The organism is Methylovirgula ligni (genome assembly GCF_004135935.1).
In the GTDB taxonomy this organism is placed as follows: Bacteria; Pseudomonadota; Alphaproteobacteria; order Rhizobiales; family Beijerinckiaceae; genus Methylovirgula; species Methylovirgula ligni.
This window is the reverse complement of sequence record NZ_CP025086.1, coordinates 37,448-56,500: the sequence shown is the minus strand read 5'-3', so window position 1 is coordinate 56,500 and position 19,053 is coordinate 37,448. Positions and strand designations below refer to the sequence as shown.

Below are 19,053 nucleotides of genomic sequence, written 5' to 3'. Positions count from 1 at the left end.
CACAGGCCGCGCGGTGCTTGTGGCAATCGCAGAACGCTCTCGGAAAAAAGGGGGTCATCAGTGGCGGATAGCAAGGTTCCCGAGCAGAAGGATGAGCTCGTCAAGGAGATCGTTGACGTGATCGTCTCCGAGGGGATGATCGATCGCGACAAGGTCAAGATGGATGCCTCGATCGAGAGCCTGGGTTTGAAGTCCATTGACATCGTCATGATCCTGACGGCGCTCGAAGAGAAGTTCGATGTCTATATTCCGATGGACGGCCCCTTTCACGAGGCCAAGGACGTACAAAGCCTGATCGACGCAATGGCGAACTACATCGGCAAAGAGAAGACCGCCTGAATGGCCCAGCGGCGGGTCGTGATCACCGGCATCGGTGCGGTTTCGTCTTTGGGGATGGGCGCAAAGGCACTTTGGGAGGGCGCGCGCGACGGCCGTTCCGGTGTGCGTGAGACGCGTTTCGTGCGGTCTTATCCGGGCCGGATCAAGATTTCCGCACAAGTGCCCGAGTATGACGCGTCGCGTTACCTCGACAAGGATACGCTCACACTCTGCGATCCGGTGATCTCATATCTGCTGATCAGCGCCGACGAGGCGGTTCAGCAGGCGGGCCTCTCGCGTGACGATTTGAAGGGGCCGCGCACCGCCGCGATTATCGGCACCGGCATCGCCGGAATGAACACGATCGAGGAAGGCCTGCACACGGTCTTCACCCAGCAGGCACGGCCGAGCCCGCTGACGATTCCGCGCCTCATCCCCAGCTCATGCCCGGCGATGGTCAGCATGCGCTTCGGCACGACGGGGCCGGCCTTCGCCGTCGGCAGCGCCTGCTCCTCGGCGACGCAAGCCATCGGCATCGGTACGCAGATGATTCGCGCCGGCATGATCGACCGCGCGATCGTCGGCGGCACGGAAGATTGCATCACCATAGGGACGATGCTCGCCTGGGAGGCGCTGCGCGTTCTGACACCGAATTTCTGCCGGCCTTTCTCCAAGGATCGCAACGGAATGGTGATCGGCGCGGGCTCGGGCGTCTTCATTCTCGAGGCCGAAGAAATCGCCGCCCAGCGCAATGCTCATGTGCTGGCGGAGCTGGCCGGCTATGGCACCACAAGCGATGCGAAGGATCCTGTGCGGCCCGATGTCAACGGCGCCGCGGCCTGCATGCGCGATGCGATCGCCGATGCCGGCGTTACGCCCGACGAGATCGACTACATCAACGCGCATGGCACCGGCACGACTGTGAACGACCTCACCGAGTCGGAGGCGATCGGCCTCGTCTTCGGCAAGCGCGGCCCGCACGTGCCGGTTTCCTCGACTAAGCCGGTGCATGGCCACGGCCTCGGCGTCGGCGGTGCATTCGAACTGATCGTCACACTTGGCGCGTTGCGCGAGAATATCGCGCCGCCGACCATCAATTGGCGCGTCGCCGACGAGAAATGCCCGGTCGATTGCATCCCCAACGAAGCGCGACCGATGCCGATCAATGTGGCGATGTCGAATTCCTTCGCCTTCGGCGGGATCAATGCGACGCTCGTTGTGCGGCGCTTCGATGCTTAATATTACGGCCCGGGGCCGCTATGCCGGTTGAGCGCGCGCTTGGCACTTTCGCGGTTCGTGCGTCGACTGACGAAGCCGACGCCTTTCGCCGCGAAACCGGCGGCATCGGCCAAAAAGTTCCCTTCACTTTTCCCGTCCGCTGGCTGGCGCGGCCTGATTTTCACGCCATAGCGGCGGAACTGATCGGCGACCGCGATTGGGTGCCGATCCATGAATCGCAGAGCTTCGATTATCGCGCACCGCTCGCGGCCGATGTCGATTATCTGATGACGGTGAAGATGCAGCGGCAGACCGAGCCGTCGCGGATCATCCTTCTCGCCGATGTCGGCGCGCCGGGTGAAGCGTCCGTGCTCAGCATGGAAATGATCCTGCGGATCGTGCCGCTGCCGAAGGGGGATGCCGCGTGACCTCCGCGCTCGCAGATTCATCTGCCGCATTTCCGAAAGCCGGCGACAAGTTGCCGCCGCAGACGTTCGGGCCCTTCGATATGCCGCATCTCGCTCGCTACGCGGACGTCTCCGGCGATACCAATCCAATCCATCTCGATGCTGCGCTCGCGCAGCAGGCGGGCCTCGCGGCGCCGCCTGTTCAAGGCATGTTGTTGATGGGCGCATTCGAACCGGCGCTCGCGGCTTGGCAGCCGAATCTTGTCCTGCAGCGGCTCTCGGCCAAATTCCTGCGCCCCGTCCTCGCGGGCGAGAGCATCGTCGTCTCGGGCCGCGTCGGCAGTGTGGCTGGCGGCCGCGTGACGCTGCGCTTGATGGCGCACAACGCCCAGCGCGAGATCGTCGTTCTCGGGGAAGCCGCGCTCATCGCAGCAAGCGGCGCCTGACATGCGCCAGCCGCGCGCGATCCTTATCACCGGCGCCTCAAGCGGCATTGGCCGGGCGCTGGCTTTGGCCTATGCGGCGCCCGGCATCCACCTCTCGCTTCTCGGTCGCAGCGAGGCGCGGCTCGCCGAGGTCGCGGCGGCAGCGGAGGCTCAGGGCGCGTCCATCTCTGCCGCACAGGTCGATGTCCGCGACCGCGAGGCCATGAGTGCGTGGATCGCCGCCGCTGATGCGACGAAGCCTTTCGATCTCGTCATCGCCAATGCGGGGATCACCTCCGGCCTTGCCGACGGCGTGATCGCCGAGGAGCCGGAAGCCGTGCGGGCGCTGCTCGCGACCAATCTTTTCGGCGTGCTCAATACCATCGAGCCGCTGATCGCACCGATGTGCGCGCGCGGTCAGGGGCAGATCGCCGTCATCGGTTCGCTCGCCGGTTTGCGCGGTCTGCCTTTCTCGCCGGCCTATAGCGCCAGCAAGGCGGCGGTGCATGCCTACGCGGAATCCTTGCGTGGGCGGCTCGAGCGCCGCGGCGTTCTCGTGAGCCTTGTCGTCGCCGGCTTCGTCAAGACGCCGCTCAATGACTCGATCAGCGCCGTCAAACCCTTCGAGGTCAGCGACGCGCGGGCAGCCGAAATTATCAAAAATGGCCTGACGCAGGGGCGGGCGGTGATCGCCTTTCCGGCGGCGCTCTATCTGGCGACCCGGCTGGCGCGGAGCCTGCCGCCACGCTTCGTTGACTGGCTGTTCACCCGTTTTTCGGTCAATGTTCCGGAAACGAAAGAAAGAGTGAAGCCCTGATCTGGCGGCGGCCGAGCGTCCCCTTGTTTTGGCAGGGGTTTTCGTGTTCAAACCAAGCTAGGCTGTCCGCTGATCGACGCGCGGGCCATGAGCGCGAACGATAATCAGGTCGCGAATAAGAAGCCGGAAGGAATGCGCCATTGATCGTCCTCGAAGTCGTGCGCGTCTTTTTCGAGATCCTTTTGACGCTCGCCGTTCTCGGCCTTGTTTTCGTCGGCGGCAGTTTTCTGCTCCTTATCGCCATCAATATCATCGAGGTCGTCACCGGGACGCGTTGGCGCACGCCCATCGCACCGGTGAAATTGAGCAACGAGATGTTGCCGCACGTTCTCGTGCAAATTCCCGCTTTCAATGAAGGCGAACTGGCCGCCGATGCGCTGCGCGCCGCCGCGACGCTCGATTGGCCGAAGCAAAAACTGCACATCCAGCTTCTCGACGACAGCACGGACGACACGCCCGTATTCGCTGCGGCGGTCGCCGAGCAATTGCGCGCACAGGGCTTCGACATCCAGCATCTGCGCCGCGAGGATCGCAGCGGCTTCAAGGCGGGCGCGCTCGCCGCCGGGCTCGCCAAGAGCACCGCGCCGGTCATCGCCGTGCTCGACATCGACTTCCGGCCGCCGCGCGAATGGTTGCGGGTCGCGGTGCCGCATCTCCTCGCTGATCCGCGCGCCGGCTTCCTGCAATCGCGCTGCGAATTCTCGAACTATCGGACGAATTGGCTGACGCGCATCCAGGGCCTGATGCTCGACTCACATTATGTGATGGAACAGGCGACGCGCTATCGCGCCGGCTGGCTGTTTCAGTTCAATGGCACGGGCGGCCTCTGGCGACGTGCGGCGATCGAAGCCGCGGGCGGCTGGTCGGGCGATTCCCTGTGCGAAGACCTCGATCTCGCGGTCCGCGCCGAACTCGCCAATTGGCATGGCATCTTCCTGATGGAGCCGGCGGTGCCGGGTCTCGTCCCGGATCAATTGGGACATTGGCGCACGCAGCAGAGCCGCTGGTCGAACGGCTTCGTGCAGGTCGCGCGCAAGCTCATCGGTGATGTCTGGGCTTCCAATTGGTCGTTCCGGAAAAAACTGTCGGCCTTCGCGCTGATCCTGATACAGGCCTTCTATCCCTGCGCCGCGCTCGCGACGGTCTCGCTGATCATCTGCATCCTTTTGGGCGGGGTCGCGCGTTATGTTCCGGTGATCGAGTTTCTGCTCGTGCTCATCGCACTGGTGGCGACCGGCATGACCCTCGTGCCTTATCTGACGCTACGGCGCGGCTCGCTTTGGGAATATCTCGTCACCGTCGTTTCCGTGCCGCCGATGCTCGTCTTCATGAGCGTCTCCAACGCGCCCGCAATCGTCGGTACTTTGTTCAGCCGCGGGCGCGAGGAGTTCAAGCGCACGCCGAAGTCGCGGCAGGCGACGACGCCCGAAGTCAATTGACGGGAAAAAACACGATGGCCGGGACAAGCCCGGCCATCGGTGTGACATAGCGAAGTCGAAGGCTCGCTTTACTTGGTCGGGCTGGCTTCCGCCGCATGCCGCACAATCGAGCGGTCGACGCGGGAATAGAGCGTGTAGCGCGGATCGAAGATGAAGGTGAAGAACAGCTTCGTCCACGATTCATGCGTCTTGAGATGATCGTAGAATTCCGGCGCCATCCGCTTCAGCTCGGGCAGCAGCCGCCAGGGAATTTCCGGAAAATCGTGGTGCTCGTTGTGGTAGCCGATGTTGAGCGCCACGAGGTTCAGCGGGCCGTAATAATCGTACGTTTCCTGGTGCGGATCGAAGGTGAAATGCTCCTGGACCCAGCGCGCGCTCAAGGGATGCAGGCCGCCGACCGAGAACCAGAAGGACGCGAAGAGATAAAGCAGCGCGTTCCAGCCGAAGAAATAGAGGATCAGCAGATCGAAGACGGCGATGACGGCGGTATTGATGTAGGTCCACTTGCCCCAGATCGGCACCGTGCCCTTCAGCCGTCCGAGCCGGGTGAGCTGCCAGAAGGCGAAGCCGAAGAGCCAGAAGGCTTTGCCGTACCAGCGATTGCCCGCGATCCTCGCCTCGATATGGCCGGGCAGGTCGGCGTCGAAATCATAATCGCCAAGATGCGAATGATGCTTCTGGTGATAGCAGCGAAAGCCCATCGCCGTCGGAAAAGCGTTCGGCAGATCGGCGAGGATCGCCACCCATTTGTTGGCGGTGGGGTTCTTGAAGATCGTGTTGTGGACCGCGTCATGAATGACGACGAACATCGCGTGATTGGCGAAGGCGCCGATGCAATAGGCCGCGATCAGCGCCGCCCACCAATAGCCGAGGCCAAGATGGCCGAAATAGCCCGCGATGGCGACCTGGCCGACGACGATGGCGAGGGTGATGACGGCGGTGATCGGATCAGTGACGATCAAGCCGGCGACTTCAGGATGCGCCGCCAGAATGGCGCGGCGGCGCTGCGGATGCGGTCGCATCGGCTCCGCGACGAGAAAGTTGTCGGGGAGTTCGTTGGCCGGTTCGTATTGTTCTCGACTCGCTATGTTCATGCGCAGGGTTCCCCGTCGCGCCCGATGATCGCCCCCCAGCGAACTCACACGCTTACCAGTAGCGAAAAAGCCGCCTCTTGCGAAGGGCTAGGATCAACTTTGGAAGCGAACCAATGGACCTGAGCAGGGCCGGTGATTTCAGCGCATTGCGCCGGTTTGCTCAGGCTGTCTTCGCTGCCGAAACGGCGGTCAGGTCTTTGCCGTAGACGCGGTGAACCTTGTCGATCTTGGCGCCGGAAAGCTCGATCGGTCTGCGCATGCCGAGATTATCCTCCAGCACCCAGCCGAATTCGACATGCTCGACGCTTGTATACTGGCGCGTGCGGCGGCGCGATTCCTCGATGAAAGCGAGGATGACGGCACCGCCGGCGGCCTTGCGATGCAGCGCCTTGCGGATGCCGAAGAGCGCCAGCCGCATGGTCTTGTAGCGGTGCTTGCGCAGACGCGAGATCAGCTTCGGCAGGCCGAAAGGCAACAGCTTTCCGCCAAGATCCTGGGTGATTTCGTTGAGGTTGGGCAATATGACGCCGAAGGCCTGCGCCACGCCGTCAAGCTCGACGATAAAACCGCCTTCGGGCGGCATGATGAATTTGAGCGAATCCGCCGAAGCCATGAATTCTTCGTAGGTGAAGGGGACATAGCCCCAATTGTCGCTCCAGGCGTCGTTGAAGATATCGACGATCAGCTTCGCTTCGTCCTTGATCTTGTTAAGATCGATCGTGCGGATTTTCAGCCGGTCGCGCCACTCGGGCCGCGCGATGATGCCAGCGTCCTGATTGCGGTCCTTTTCCGAAATATCATAGCGGTAGGAGATGACATCGCGCGCTTTGACATAGCCGCGCTTTTCCAGCATCGCCGAGAGATAGGGCGGGCTCCAGGGCACCAGGATCATCGGTACCGTCTCGAAACCCTCGACCAGCACGCCGACCTCACCCCAGACGTCGGGAGAGAACGGGCCGTGGATGAGTCCGGCGCCGCGATCGCGCAGCCAGGTTTCCGCAGCTTCGAGCAGTCCCGAAAGCACGGCATCATCCTCGATGACATCGAGGCAGCCGAATTGCGCCGGCGAAGCGCCGAGAGGCACGACGGTCTTGTAGATTTGCGCCTGGATGCGGCCCGCGAGCTTGCCGTCCCTGTAGGCGATCCAGGCCTGCCAATCGACGGATTTGTAATGCGGGTTGAGCTTCGAGCCGAGCAAGGTCCAGCGTTCGGCATCGAGTTGCGGCGCAAAGCCCTTCAGGCCCTCGTAGATGAGCCGCGGAACTTTGCAGAAATCGAGAAACGCGCCGAGCCCATTTACGGGGACGATTTTGATTTCGCTCATCTCACATCCAAGGGCCGGCGTCGCCGGGCGTATTGCATTATTCCGGAAGTTCGCGGCCCCGCCGACCTTGGCTAGGTCGCCGCGCTGACCGGCTCGGCTGCGACGACCGGCTGGGCCGGATGTCGGGCAAGAAGATTGATGACGCCGCGGATGTCCTCCTCGCGATGCGAGGCGGAGAGGAAGAAGCGCAGCCGCGGCTGGTTCTTCGGCACTCCGATCTGGAAGATCGGCGGCACGTAATAGCCGTGGCTCATCAGATGCCGTGAGGCCGCCACCGTCTCGAGGCCGTCGGCGAAGAGGATCGGCACGACGCCGCGCCCGATCGCCGGGCCGGTGTCGAGCCCCGCCTCGTGCGCGAGCTCGATGAAAAGCTCGGCGTTGTGGCGCAGCTTTTCGATGCGCCAGGTATCCTTCTGGATGATGTCGAGCGCCGTCGAAGCCGCTGCCGAGATCACCGGCGACAAGCCAACGCTGAACACGAAGCCGGGCAGCGTATAGCGCAGCCAATCGGCCACCGGCTTCTTGGCGGCGATGAAGCCGCCGCAGGAAGCAAAGGTCTTCGACAATGTGCCGACGATGATATCGATCTGCGCCGGATCGACGCCGGTATGCTCGCAGAGGCCGCGCCCGTCCTGGCCGAGAACGCCGATCGAATGCGCTTCATCGACGAGCAGCCAGCAATTGTAGCGCTCCTTGATCTCGACGAGCCGCGGCAGATCGACGATGTCGCCATCCATGCTGTAGAGCGATTCCACGGCGAGCAGGACATGGCGATAGGAATCGCGCTTCTGCGCCAGCAGCGATTCGAGATGATCGAGATCGTTGTGGTGGAAGAAATGGCTCGTCGCCGCGGCGGCCTTGGCACCGCTAATGATGCTGTTGTGCGACAGCTCATCGAGGAAGATGGCGTCGCGCGTGTTCATCATGTGCGAAATGGTCGTCACATTGGTCAGATAGCCGGAGACCAGGGTGAGAACCGATTCGACGCCGAGAAAAGCTGCGAGCTTCTCTTCGAAGAGATGGTGGGTCGAGCGTTCGCCGCCGACGAGACGCGAAGCAAGGGCGCCGACGCCGAACTCTTCGAGCGCGCCGATCGCAGCCGCCTTCACCGCCGGATGGCCGGAGATGCCTAGGTAATCGTAATTCGCGAAGCTGACGAAGTTGCGGCCGTGGGCCTGCGCTTCCTGCCGGGCGCTGTCGGTCTGCACGAAAAACGGATTATATTCTTCGAGATAGGCTTTGCCGGCGAGCCGAAAGCGTTTCGTCGCATAGTCTGCGAGACTGTTTATGCGATGTGCCAAGTCAAATTGTCCGTTGTTTCGTGGTCGGACTTGCGCGGAATCGCCGAGCCGGACCATCCCCTCATCTTCTTGGAGCCATACCATTCCCGGCGGCGGTCGCAAAACTGATCAAAAGTCGACCTTGCTGGCGCCGAGGCGATGACGCCCGCAACTAACCCATTGTCTTTAGAAGCACAAGCTTGGGATGATAAGTCAAATCGGGTTACAAAGCGTAACAACCGCAGCGCACAATCGGGCGGAGGGAGAAAGACGTGGCGAGTGACACGATCATCGTCGAGACGCATGGCCGGGTCGGCTTGATTCGACTCAATCGGCCGCAGGCTCTGAACGCGATCAATGTCGAATTGATGGGGGCGCTGAATGCCGCCCTCGACGCCTTCGAGGCGGACCCGCAGATCAGCGTCATCGTGGTCACCGGCTCGGCCAAGGCCTTCGCCGCGGGTGCCGACATCAAGGAAATGCAGCATAAGACTTATCCCGAGACGCTGGTTGCCGATTTCATCGCCGATTGGCAGCGCCTCGCCCGGGTCCGCAAGCCGACGATCGCCGCGGTGGCGGGCTTCGCCCTCGGCGGCGGCTGCGAGATTGCCCTGATGTGCGATTTCATCATCGCGGCCGAGACCGCCAAATTCGGCCAGCCGGAGATCAAGCTCGGCATCATGCCCGGCGGCGGCGGCTCGCAGCGGCTGACGCGGGCGATCGGCAAGGCGAGGGCGATGGAACTCTGCCTCACCGGCCGCTCGATCGACGCGACCGAGGCCGAACGGGCCGGGCTTGTCGCCCGAATCGTCCCCGCCGATCAATTGGAGGCCGAAGCCCTGAAGACCGCCGCAGCCATCGCCGAGCATTCGCTGCCGGCGCTGCTCCTCGTCAAGGAGGCGGTCAACCGCGTTGCCGAGACGAGTCTGGCAGAGGGGCTCCTTCACGAGCGGCGGGCCTTCCAATCTTTGTTCGCCACGCACGATCAGAAGGAGGGCATGGCCGCCTTTGCGGAGAAGCGCCCGGCGAAATTTGAAAACCGCTGATTTTGCCGCCTTTTGTGGATATCTTTGGCAAAATGGGTGGCGGCGCTTGGGGTGAGAAAAGCCCCGCGGGCGCGTTGACGCCCGCGGCCGTGGCGACTATAAGCTGCCGCTTCGCATTTGCGCGTCTGGCGGCGTCGGTCTTTGGCCGTGTCGGCCGGACCCCTCCAGAATAATTCGAGATTTTAGATGGCGAATACCCCGTCGGCCAAAAAGGCCGCCCGTAAAATTGAGCGTCGCACGATCGTCAACCGCTCGCGCCGCACGCGCCTGCGGACCTTCGTCCGCAAGGTCGAGGAGGCGATTGCCTCCGGCAATCACGAGGCTGCCGCGGCGGCCCTCCAGGCGGCCGAGCCGGTGATCGTCCGCGCCGCGCAGAACGGCATCATCCACAGAAATACCGCCGCCCGGAAGGTTTCGCGCCTCGCCCATCGCGTGCGGTCGCTGGCCCAAGCCTAACAGCCTAATCGCCGACATCATCGGGAAAGCGTGGCTTTCCCGGCGAAATCGCCGCGATTGCTCTAGCGCGCCAATCCATAAGCATAGTCCAGCCACGCCGTAAGCAGTGGCAGGTCCGGCGCGTCCACGGTCGGCCCGCACCAGATGCGCAGACCGGGCGGCGACTGCCGGTAAGCGCCGATGTCATAGGCGACCTCGGCCTCTTCCAGAACTTCGAGTAATTCATCGACGAGCGCCTTGCGCTCGGCCGCCGGAAGCTGCGCGACCTCCGGCTCCGCCAGCTCCAGACAAAGGCTGGTGTTGGAGCGGATCGCGGGATCCTCGACCAGAAAATCGATCCAGTCCGTCGTCTCGACCCAGGCGCCGAGCGTGCGGGCATTGGCGTCGGCGCGGGCGATCAGGGCATCGAGGCCGCCAAGCGATTTCGCCCAGCCGAGCGCATCGAGATAGTCTTCGACGCAGAGCAGCGAAGGCGTGTTGATTGTCCAGCCCTTGAACAGCGCTTCATCCAGTTTGCCATCGTGGGTTAGCTGAAAAATTTTGGGCAGCGGCCAGGCCGGCCGATAGGTTTCGAGCCGCTCGACAGCGCGTGGACTCAACACGAGCATGCCATGCGCCGCCTCGCTGCCAAGACCCTTCTGCCAGGAGAAAGTGACGACATCGAGCTTCGGCCAATCGAGCTTCTGCGCGAAGGCGGCGGAGGTCGCGTCACAGATCGTCAGCCCCGTGCGGTCGGCGGCGATCCAGTCGGCATTCGGAACGCGCACGCCGGTGCTCGTCCCGTTCCAGGTGAAGACGATGTCGTGGTCCGGGTCGGCCTTGGCGAGATCGGCGATCTCGCCCGGCGGCGCCCGGAAGAGGCGCAGGCCGCTGAGTTTCAGCGCCTCGGCGTCCACTGCCCAGGTCTCGCCGAATGCATCCCAGGCGAAGACATCGACGCCGCGCGCGCCGAGCAGCGACCAGAGCGCCATCTCAACCGCGCCGGTGTCCGAGGCGGGGACGATGGCGATGCGATAATCCGGAGGGATTTCGAGCACTTCGCGCGTCAGATCAATCGCCTGCCGAAGCTTCGCAACGCCCGCCGGGCTGCGATGCGAGCGGCCGACAAGCGCGCCCTTCAGGACATCGACCGTCCAACCCGGCCTTTTGGGGCAGGGACCGGACGAGAAAAACGGACGTGCGGGTTTTATGCGCGGCTGGCGCGGGGGCGAAGACATTCGCCATCTTCGCGGCCGGCCGCGCAAAGCGCAACCGGCAGCGAAGAATTTAGCAAATCACTGGTCGAACAAATAGCGCAGGCCGAGGCGAACCTCATGTGCGTCCACGACCTTCGTGTAACTGTTGCCGGTTGCATCCTGAATGCCGCTGATCGTGCCAAGATTGATGTACCGGTAGCCGACATCGAGCGCGAGTTCCGGTGTGATCGCATAGGACACGCCGGCCATCAACGCCCAGGCGAACTGATAGCGGATCTCATCGATGCTGCGATCCCAATTGAAATAGAAGCCATCGGTCGTGATGTGATAAGGCAGCCCGTTGCTCATATACCAGTTGGTGTCGCTGGTGATCTGAATACGGCTGACGCCGAGACCGCCACCCACGTAGGGCGTAAATCCGGACCAAGTGCCGAGATCGACATAGAGATTCGCCAGCGCGTCGAGGCGCTGGATTTCCGAGTTTGCGTGCGGCGTGCAATCATCGTAGACGGTTTCGTCTTGGATGGGAGGAGTGCCATTGAGCTGGGTTATGCATTCTGCGGTTGCGCCATTCCCCTGGGCACGAGTCGGTAGCCAATAATCGGCGACAATATCGGCGCGGACCCAATTGTTCAGCTTGTAGCCGAAGCCCAGATCAGCGTTGAACATCGACTGCCGGCTATTTGTGACGAATTGGGTCAGATCCGGCGATATTTGCGGCAGCGAATCGGCAGCCCAGGCTCCGTCGCCGCGGATGTACCAGCCGGTGCCGAAGTCGACAGGCTGGGTCGGGGCTTCCGTCTGCGGCGAAGAAAAGAAGGAGCCGAGATCGGCGGCTTCAGCGGGCATCGCGGCGCAGAGCGCGGCAACCGGGAGAATCAGCCCCCGCAATATAGATGTCCGACTCGACATCGCCTTCCTTCCTTTCGGTTCTCAACGAAAGGAAGTCTGAAGGATATTTCTTAAGCTCCGCTTAACCATAAAAAATTACCCACCCGAAACCATGTTTTTACGGGCTCGCCGGTCCATTGCCGCGACGCAAAAAAAGCGGGCCTCGTGGCCCGCTTTTTCGTTCGCCCGGTTTGCCCGGATCAATATTTGGTAACGAGCGGCGGTGCCACTGCCGGAACGTCGGTGAAGACGTAGCGCAGGCCGACGAGAACATCCTGCGAGGCGATATTGAAGCTCTGGACTTCGTGCGTGCAGCCTGCGGTGCAGACGATGCCGTCGCTGGTGACCTTGCCGCCGTTGAAATAGCGGTAGGCGACTTCAAGCTTCCAGTTCGGCGTGAAGGAATAATCCACGCCCGCATGTATCGCCCAGGCGAGAGCGACACTGTTGCTGGTGGGCGCGACGCCATAGCCGCCGGTCTGCACACCGACATCGGTCAGGCCAGAGAACTGGTTGAAGGCCGCGCCGACACCCGCGCCGATGAACGGCGTGAAATTGTACCAGGTGCCAAGGTCGATATAGCCATTGGCGAGCACGTCGAACGTGCTGACGCGGCCAGAGTAGTCATCATAGCAGGTGGCGCAGTCCGGCGTCGTGCCGGCGTAATTCTCAGTCGCCCAATATTTCGTCGCGGTCCGGTATTCGCCGGTCACGTCGAAGCGCACCCAGTTGTTGACCTGGTAGCCGACGCCGCCGCCGATATCGACCTGACGGCCAAGGCCGGCGCCCTCGAAGGAATAGCCGGGCACGATCGGAGCGTCGGTGGAGTAGAAATTGCTCAATTGGTCGAAGCCGACGCCGACGTCGCCGCGCAGGTACCAGCCGCTGACAACCGGCGGGGGCGGGGCTTCAACCTGGGGCGGTGGCGGCAGGTCGAGATCGGCCGCGTGGGCGACATTGAAAGCGCCAATCGCCACGGCGCTTGCGATTAGGAAGGTCTTGATGCTGGCCATAACGATTAGTCCCCTCAAAGGCGCTGGCGCGCGGGTCAGCCGCCGCCGTGTCCAACGGAAGGGAAAAATGGCTCAAAGAGCTTAAAAGCCTCTTAACCCTAGTTTTTAAGGTTAATTGGCCTGGGAGCGCCGGGCGCGAAGCCCCGCTTTTGCTGCCTGTTTTCAGGCGGCGACGGCGCTCAGCGCCTCGCAGACATCGTCGACGATCTGCTCGACGAGATCGCGGTTGTCGCCTTCGCCCATGACGCGCACGACCGGCTCGGTGCCGGAAAGGCGAATCACCAGACGGCCGTCATTGCCAAGCTTACGCCGGCCGTCCTCGATGGCGCGGGAGACGCGCTCTTCCTCGAGGGGGCGGCTGCTGCGGAAGCGGACATTGCGCAGGATCTGCGGAACCGGCTCGAATCGGTGGCAGACCTCGCTGACCGGGCGCTGTCGGCGCTTGACGATGGAGAGCAATTGCAAGGCCGCGACAAGCCCGTCGCCGGTCGTGCAATAATCGCTAAGGATGATATGGCCGGATTGTTCGCCGCCGAGGTTGTAGCCGTGCTCGCGCATATGTTCGAGCACATAGCGGTCGCCGACGGCAGTACGGGCGAGGGCGAGGCCGATACTGCTCAGGTAACGCTCGAAGCCAAGATTGGACATCAGCGTCGCGACGATGCCGGGGCGCGCCAGCCGGCCGTCCTGCTGCCAGCTCTGGGCGATGGCCGCCATCAACTGATCGCCATCGACGACCTTGCCGCGCTCATCGACGATGATGACCCGGTCGGCGTCGCCGTCGAGCGCAATGCCGACATCGGCGCGCATCTCGCGGACCTTATTGACGAGCGCCTTGGGCGCGGTGGAGCCGACATCGCGGTTGATGTTGAAGCCGTCCGGAGCGTCGCCGATGGTGAAGACCTCGGCGCCGAGCTCCCACAGGGCTTCCGGGGCGACCTTGTAGGCAGCGCCGTTGGCGCAATCGACGACGATGCGCATCCCGTCGAGCGAGGGATTGCCGATCAGCGTGCGCTTGGCGAATTCGATATAGCGGGCGCGGTCGCCCTCGACGCGCATGGCGCGGCCGAGATCGGGGGAATTGGCAAGCTTGACCGGCAGCTCACCATCGACAATCGCCTCGATCTTGGCCTCGACCTCGTCGGAGAGCTTGAAGCCGTCCGGGCCGAACAATTTGATGCCGTTGTCCTCGAACGGATTGTGCGATGCGGAGATCATCACTCCGACATCGGCGCGCATCGAATGAGTGAGCATGGCGACGGCGGGCGTCGGCATCGGGCCGAGCAGCAGAACGTCGACGCCGACCGAGGTGAAGCCCGCGACCATGGCGGTTTCGATCATATAGCCGGAGAGGCGGGTATCCTTGCCGATGACGGCGCGGTGGCGGTGTTCGCCGCGCTGAAAGAGGATGCCGGTGGCCTGCGCGACCTTCATCGCCAGATCGGGAGTGATGATCTTGTTGGCGAGGCCGCGAATTCCGTCGGTCCCGAAATGCTTGCCCAAACGTCATGCTCCTGCGCCGCGAAGGCGAGCCGCGCGGCGGCGCCCGACTCCGATGTGATGGAGATACCCGGTGGCTCCGGAAACGCCCATTCTATCGCATCCGCCGCCGATTGCCTAACCCAACCGGGCCCGCGCGGCGTTTACGCTCGATTGAAGGTTATTTCTTCAACCGCAGCGCCGCGAAATTCCAATCGAAAAACCTAACTTTGGCCGAACTATGCAGTATGATCCAAATCAGGAAGATTGGATTTCACGCATGACTCGATTGAGCAAAGACGCTGCTGTGATTGCCCTGACCGGGATTGCCTTGGCCGGCGCCCTGAGTCTCGCCCCCGCGCTCGCCTTCGCGCAAGGCACGCGCCTTCAGGTTGCGCAATCCTATGCCGTCCCACCGGACAATGTCGGCGGCGGCGATTCTCAGGACAATGGCGGCGCTCCGCCTCCCGGCGGCGGCTATGCCCCGCAGGGGGGGGGGGCGGACGATGCGAGCCTGCTTGTGCGTGTTGAACGTCTCGAAGATCAGATCCGTCAGATGACCGGCGAAATGCAGCAGATGCAGTTCGCGAATCATCAGTTGCAGGACCAACTCAAGAAGTTCCAGGAAGACGTCGATTTCCGGTTTCAGGAGCGCGGCGGCCGTCCGGCACGTCACGGCGAACTGACCCCTGCAAATCCGCCACCCGCGACGGATGCCGATAATGCGCCGCCGCAATCCGGGGCGGATACGGACGCTTCGGCTGATTCCTCGACTGATTCGTCGGCGGGAAGCACCCCGCGCTCGCGGCGGGACGATGCTTTCGACCCCACCGCGCATCCAGACGCGCCGGGCGCGCCGAAGCAGCTCGGCACGACGGGGGCCCCGCCGCCGCCCATCGCCGACAATGGCGCGAGCACCGGCAGCGATCCGAACGCGCCGCTCAATCTGCCGAGCGCGCAATATACGCCCGCGCAGGCAGCAGCGCCGTCGTCGGATGGCGGCGTTCCTGCCGGCGGCGTGACGACGCCCGGCGGCACGATGATCGCCAGCGCGCAACCGGCTACGCCGCGGCAGGAATTCGACGTCGCCCTCGGCTATTTCAAGCAAAAGGACTACGACAGTGCCGAGCGCAGCCTTGCTGCGTTCATCGACAAGAACCCGAAGTCGCGGCTGACGGCCGAAGCGCTCTATTTTCTGGGCGAATCCTATGCCGCGCGGGGACGGACACGCGAGGCGGCCGAGCAGTTTTTGAAGATTTCGACGAATTTCGCCGCCTCGACCCGTGCGCCGGAGGCCATGTTGCGGCTCGGCGAATCGCTGCGCACTCTCGGCGCCAAGGAACAAGCCTGCGCCACCTTCAGCGAGGTGCCTCGCAAATATCCCAATGCTTCGGCAGCGGTGAAGGCGGGCGCGGAGCGTGAGGCTAAGCGCAGCCAATGCGGGGCCTGAAACCGGCCTTGAACGTGGCTGGGCCGAGGTCTCCGGGGTCTAGGTAGCTATGGAGAAGATCAGCACGGCGAAGCTCGCCGCTCTTTTCGCGCCGCTCGCCGGACGGCGGGCGTTGCTCGCGGTTTCGGGCGGCCCCGATTCGCTGGCGCTGCTGCGGTTTGCCGCGCTCTGGCTGGCCGAGGGACAGGCGGCGGGCGCGAGCCTGCATGTCGCGACGGTCGACCACGGCCTGCGTCCCGGATCGCGGGAGGAGGCTGAAGCCGTCGGCGGCTGGTCCGAAGCCCTCGGACTGCCGCACAGCATTTTGACGTGGCAGGGCGCCAAGCCGAAAAGCCGTATTCAGGAGCGGGCGCGCGCCGCCCGCTATGCCTTGCTCGGCGCCCACGCACGCGAACTCGGCGCCGATTATCTGCTGACCGCCCACCATGCCGACGATCAGGCCGAAACGATTCTGTTTCGGCTTCTGCGTGGCAGCGGTCTGGCGGGGCTCGCCGGAATGAGCAGCGAGATTAGGCTTGGCGGTATCACGCTTTACCGTCCGCTGCTGATCTATTCCAAGAAGACGTTGATCGACTATTGCGAAGCCTGCGATCAGCCGTATTTCCGCGATCCGTCGAACGAGAATTCTGCTTTTGCCCGCACGCGGTTACGGGCTCTTCTTCCACTTCTGGAAGAAGCCGGACTCAGCGCTTCGGGGCTGGCGCGGCTCGGGCGACGGGCGGCGCGGGCCGAACAGGCGCTCGCGGTGCAAACGGAAACTGTCCGCGCGATGCTGCGAAGGTTTCCGGCGAGCGGTGGAGTCGGTATTTCTGTCGCGCATCTGGGCGATTGTCCGGAGGAGATTTTGCGCCGCATCATCGCGGCGGAGATCTCCACCTTGGGAGTTGGCAAGCCATTGCGGCTCGACCGGCTCGAAAGACTGGCACAAGACTTGTGTGCAGCATTACACCGAGGGCGTGTTTTCCATGGCACGCTTGGCGGCGTAAGATTATCTCTCGCCGCCGATGGATTATTGACCTTACGCCCGGAAAAAACCCGCCGCCGCGGTTTGGTCCATGATTCCGCCGTGCCGAAGCCTTGCGAAGGGCCAGGTGAGGCTGCAATGCTGTAAGCGAGTTCTCTAATGCCATTCTCTTGGCAACCCCTGCGCCCGCGCCTACATTAAGCGGACGCGCCATGGCGGCGCCTATGAGCGGGCAGTTTTTCGATAAGACGTAAAACGGGTCTGCGGCGAGTTGAATATGCATCCGAATTTCAGAAATTTTGCGCTCTGGGTCATCATCTTCCTGCTCGTCGTGGCGCTGGTGATGCTGTTCTATAATCCTGGCCAGCATACGGCTTCGCAGGATGGTGTCAGCTTCAGCGAGTTCCTTGGCGACGTCCAGACGGGCCAGGTCCGCGATGTGACGATCGTCGGCAATGAGGTTTCGGGCCATCTGAAAAACGACAAGTCCTTCGCGACCTATACGCCGAACGATCCCTCGCTCGTGCAGCAACTGGTCAAGAACGGCGTGACGATCAACGCCCGGCCGCCGTCGGATGGCAATAGCTGGCTGCTGACCTTGCTGATCAACGGTCTGCCGATCATTGCCTTTGTCGGCATGTGGATCTTCGTGACCCGGCAGATGCAGGGCGCGGGCGGCAAGGCGCTTGGCTTCGGCAAGTCGAAGGCCAAGCTGCTGACCGAGGCGCATGGGCGCATCACATTTGAGGATGTCGCCGGCGTCGATGAGGCGAAGGAAGATTTGCAGGAGATCGTGGAATTCCTGCGCGATCCGCAGAAATTCCAGAGGCTGGGTGGCCGGATTCCGCGTGGCGTGCTGCTTGTCGGCCCGCCTGGCACCGGCAAGACGCTCCTTGCCCGCGCCATCGCCGGCGAGGCGAACGTGCCCTTCTTCACGATCTCGGGTTCCGACTTCGTCGAAATGTTCGTCGGCGTCGGCGCGAGCCGCGTCCGCGACATGTTCGAGCAGGCGAAAAAGAACGCGCCCTGCATCATCTTCATTGACGAAATCGATGCTGTTGGTCGCCATCGCGGCGCCGGCCTCGGTGGCGGCAATGACGAGCGCGAGCAGACGCTGAACCAGTTGCTAGTCGAGATGGACGGTTTCGACGCGAATGAGGGCATCATCCTCATCGCCGCGACCAACCGGCCTGACGTGCTCGATCCGGCGCTGCTGCGTCCAGGCCGTTTCGACCGCCAGATCGTCGTGCCCAATCCGGACGTGATCGGCCGCGAGCGCATCCTCAAGGTGCATGTGCGCAAGGTGCCGCTGTCGCCCGATGTCGATCTCAAGACCGTCGCGCGTGGCACGCCGGGCTTTTCCGGCGCCGACCTGATGAACCTCGTCAATGAGGCGGCCTTGCTTGCCGCCCGGCGCGGCAAGCGCATCGTGATGATGAGCGAGTTCGAAGACGCCAAGGACAAGATCATGATGGGCGCCGAGCGGCGCACGCTGGTGATGACCGAGCAGGAGAAAATCCTGACCGCTTATCACGAGGGTGGTCACGCCATCGTCGCGCTCAACGTGCCGGCGACCGACCCGGTCCACAAGGCGACGATCATCCCGCGCGGCCGCGCCCTCGGCATGGTCATGCAATTGCCGGAACGCGACAAGCTGTCGATGAGCTACGAGCAGATGACCTCGCGGCTGGCGGTGCTGATGGGCGGCCGTGTCTCCGAAGAGATCATCTTCGGTAAGGACAAGGTGACGTCCGGTGCGCAATCGGACATCGAGCAGGCAACGAAGCTTGCCCGTGCGATGGTCACACGCTGGGGCTTCTCCGACGAACTCGGCACCGTCATGTACGGCGAGAACCAGGAAGAAGTGTTCCTCGGCTACTCGATGGGCAAGCAGAACAACATTTCCGAATCGACGTCGCAGAAGATCGACGCGGAAGTGCGCCGTCTTGTCGAGGCCGGTCTGGCGGACGCGACCCGCATCATCACCGAGAAGCGTCAGGATCTCGAAACCTTGGCCAAGGGCCTGTTGGAATACGAGACCCTGACCGGCGAGGAGATTTACGGTCTCCTGCGGGGCCAGAAACCGATCCGCGAATCGGGCGACGAGCCGCCGCCTGCACCGGCGCCGCGACCCTCGCCGGTGCCGTCCACGGGCCGGCAAGCCCGACCGGGCCCCGACCCGGGCTTCGAGCCGCAGCCGCAGACCTGAGCCTGTAGGGCAACTGAAAATTAACGG

At 63.1% G+C, this 19,053-nt stretch carries 18 protein-coding genes; 11 read left to right on the top strand and 7 right to left on the bottom strand.

From position 1 onward, the window contains the following. Window positions 1–60: 60 nt before the first annotated feature. From CWB41_RS00285 to CWB41_RS00260, 6 genes are all read left to right on the top strand, one after another. Window positions 61–339: an acyl carrier protein gene (locus CWB41_RS00285; RefSeq protein WP_245411208.1), complete on the top strand. Its 279-nt coding sequence runs from the start codon at window positions 61–63 to the stop codon at window positions 337–339. After that, window positions 340–1,557: a beta-ketoacyl-[acyl-carrier-protein] synthase family protein gene (locus CWB41_RS00280; protein ID WP_115835953.1), complete on the top strand. Its 1,218-nt coding sequence runs from the start codon at window positions 340–342 to the stop codon at window positions 1,555–1,557. It abuts the gene before it with no gap. 20 nt (window positions 1,558–1,577) lie between these two features. Next, entirely contained in the window at window positions 1,578–1,964 is a 387-nt protein-coding gene (locus tag CWB41_RS00275) for a hypothetical protein (RefSeq protein WP_115835954.1), read from the top strand. After that, window positions 1,961–2,389 carry a MaoC family dehydratase gene (locus CWB41_RS00270; protein ID WP_245411209.1) on the top strand — a complete coding sequence of 143 codons (429 nt, stop codon included), beginning with the start codon at window positions 1,961–1,963 and terminating at the stop codon, window positions 2,387–2,389. Before CWB41_RS00275 ends, CWB41_RS00270 begins: the two co-directional genes overlap by 4 nt. Before the next feature lies 1 nt (window position 2,390). Further along, the gene (locus tag CWB41_RS00265; RefSeq protein WP_115835955.1) at window positions 2,391–3,185 is read left to right on the top strand and encodes an SDR family NAD(P)-dependent oxidoreductase; all 795 of its coding nucleotides are present in this window, start codon (window positions 2,391–2,393) and stop codon (window positions 3,183–3,185) included. A 140-nt stretch (window positions 3,186–3,325) separates the two neighbouring features. Next, window positions 3,326–4,624 carry a glycosyltransferase family 2 protein gene (locus tag CWB41_RS00260; RefSeq protein ID WP_115835956.1) on the top strand — a complete coding sequence of 433 codons (1,299 nt, stop codon included), beginning with the start codon at window positions 3,326–3,328 and terminating at the stop codon, window positions 4,622–4,624. A 68-nt stretch (window positions 4,625–4,692) separates the two neighbouring features. Here the strand turns inward: CWB41_RS00260 and CWB41_RS00255 are convergent, their stop codons facing one another. The 3 genes from CWB41_RS00255 to CWB41_RS00245 all read right to left on the bottom strand — a co-directional run bounded on the left by CWB41_RS00255 (window position 4,693) and on the right by CWB41_RS00245 (window position 8,343). Next, window positions 4,693–5,718: a fatty acid desaturase gene (locus tag CWB41_RS00255; protein WP_115835957.1), complete on the bottom strand. Its 1,026-nt coding sequence runs from the start codon at window positions 5,716–5,718 to the stop codon at window positions 4,693–4,695. Window positions 5,719–5,878: 160 nt separating this feature from the next. After that, window positions 5,879–7,042 (bottom strand): hypothetical protein, encoded by a 1,164-nt coding sequence (locus tag CWB41_RS00250; protein ID WP_115835958.1) that lies wholly within the window; start codon window positions 7,040–7,042, stop codon window positions 5,879–5,881. A 71-nt stretch (window positions 7,043–7,113) separates the two neighbouring features. Further along, the gene (locus CWB41_RS00245) at window positions 7,114–8,343 is read right to left on the bottom strand and encodes an aminotransferase class I/II-fold pyridoxal phosphate-dependent enzyme (protein WP_245411210.1); all 1,230 of its coding nucleotides are present in this window, start codon (window positions 8,341–8,343) and stop codon (window positions 7,114–7,116) included. A 251-nt stretch (window positions 8,344–8,594) separates the two neighbouring features. On the opposite strand from CWB41_RS00245, the gene CWB41_RS00240 reads away from it, so the two are divergent. Together CWB41_RS00240 and rpsT are read left to right on the top strand one after the other, a co-directional pair. Beyond that, window positions 8,595–9,368, top strand: coding sequence for an enoyl-CoA hydratase (locus CWB41_RS00240; protein WP_115835959.1), 774 nt, complete (start codon window positions 8,595–8,597; stop codon window positions 9,366–9,368). A 186-nt stretch (window positions 9,369–9,554) separates the two neighbouring features. Continuing rightward, window positions 9,555–9,824 carry a 30S ribosomal protein S20 gene (rpsT, locus tag CWB41_RS00235; protein WP_115835960.1) on the top strand — a complete coding sequence of 90 codons (270 nt, stop codon included), beginning with the start codon at window positions 9,555–9,557 and terminating at the stop codon, window positions 9,822–9,824. 62 nt (window positions 9,825–9,886) lie between these two features. Here rpsT and CWB41_RS00230 read toward each other — a convergent pair whose 3' ends face one another. From CWB41_RS00230 to glmM, 4 genes are all read right to left on the bottom strand, one after another. Further along, window positions 9,887–11,041 carry a phosphoserine transaminase gene (locus tag CWB41_RS00230; protein ID WP_115835961.1) on the bottom strand — a complete coding sequence of 385 codons (1,155 nt, stop codon included), beginning with the start codon at window positions 11,039–11,041 and terminating at the stop codon, window positions 9,887–9,889. Between the two features lie 57 nt (window positions 11,042–11,098). Further along, a complete protein-coding gene (locus tag CWB41_RS00225; RefSeq protein WP_115835962.1) occupies window positions 11,099–11,932 on the bottom strand; it encodes an outer membrane protein in 834 nt (277 codons plus the stop codon). Window positions 11,933–12,111: 179 nt separating this feature from the next. Further along, on the bottom strand, window positions 12,112–12,924 hold the full coding sequence (locus CWB41_RS00220) for an outer membrane protein (RefSeq protein WP_115835963.1): 813 nt from the start codon (window positions 12,922–12,924) through the stop codon (window positions 12,112–12,114). Window positions 12,925–13,086: 162 nt separating this feature from the next. Further along, complete coding sequence (gene glmM / locus CWB41_RS00215; protein WP_115835964.1) at window positions 13,087–14,427, bottom strand: phosphoglucosamine mutase; 1,341 nt, start codon at window positions 14,425–14,427, stop codon at window positions 13,087–13,089. A gap of 256 nt (window positions 14,428–14,683) precedes the next feature. On the opposite strand from glmM, the gene ybgF reads away from it, so the two are divergent. The 3 genes from ybgF to ftsH all read left to right on the top strand — a co-directional run bounded on the left by ybgF (window position 14,684) and on the right by ftsH (window position 19,026). Next, the gene (gene ybgF, locus CWB41_RS00210; protein ID WP_129396359.1) at window positions 14,684–15,853 is read left to right on the top strand and encodes a tol-pal system protein YbgF; all 1,170 of its coding nucleotides are present in this window, start codon (window positions 14,684–14,686) and stop codon (window positions 15,851–15,853) included. Between the two features lie 49 nt (window positions 15,854–15,902). Then, window positions 15,903–16,964, top strand: coding sequence for a tRNA lysidine(34) synthetase TilS (tilS, locus tag CWB41_RS00205; RefSeq protein WP_115835966.1), 1,062 nt, complete (start codon window positions 15,903–15,905; stop codon window positions 16,962–16,964). A gap of 130 nt (window positions 16,965–17,094) precedes the next feature. Further along, entirely contained in the window at window positions 17,095–19,026 is a 1,932-nt protein-coding gene (ftsH, locus tag CWB41_RS00200; protein WP_115836371.1) for an ATP-dependent zinc metalloprotease FtsH, read from the top strand. The last annotated feature ends 27 nt before the right edge of the window (window positions 19,027–19,053 follow it).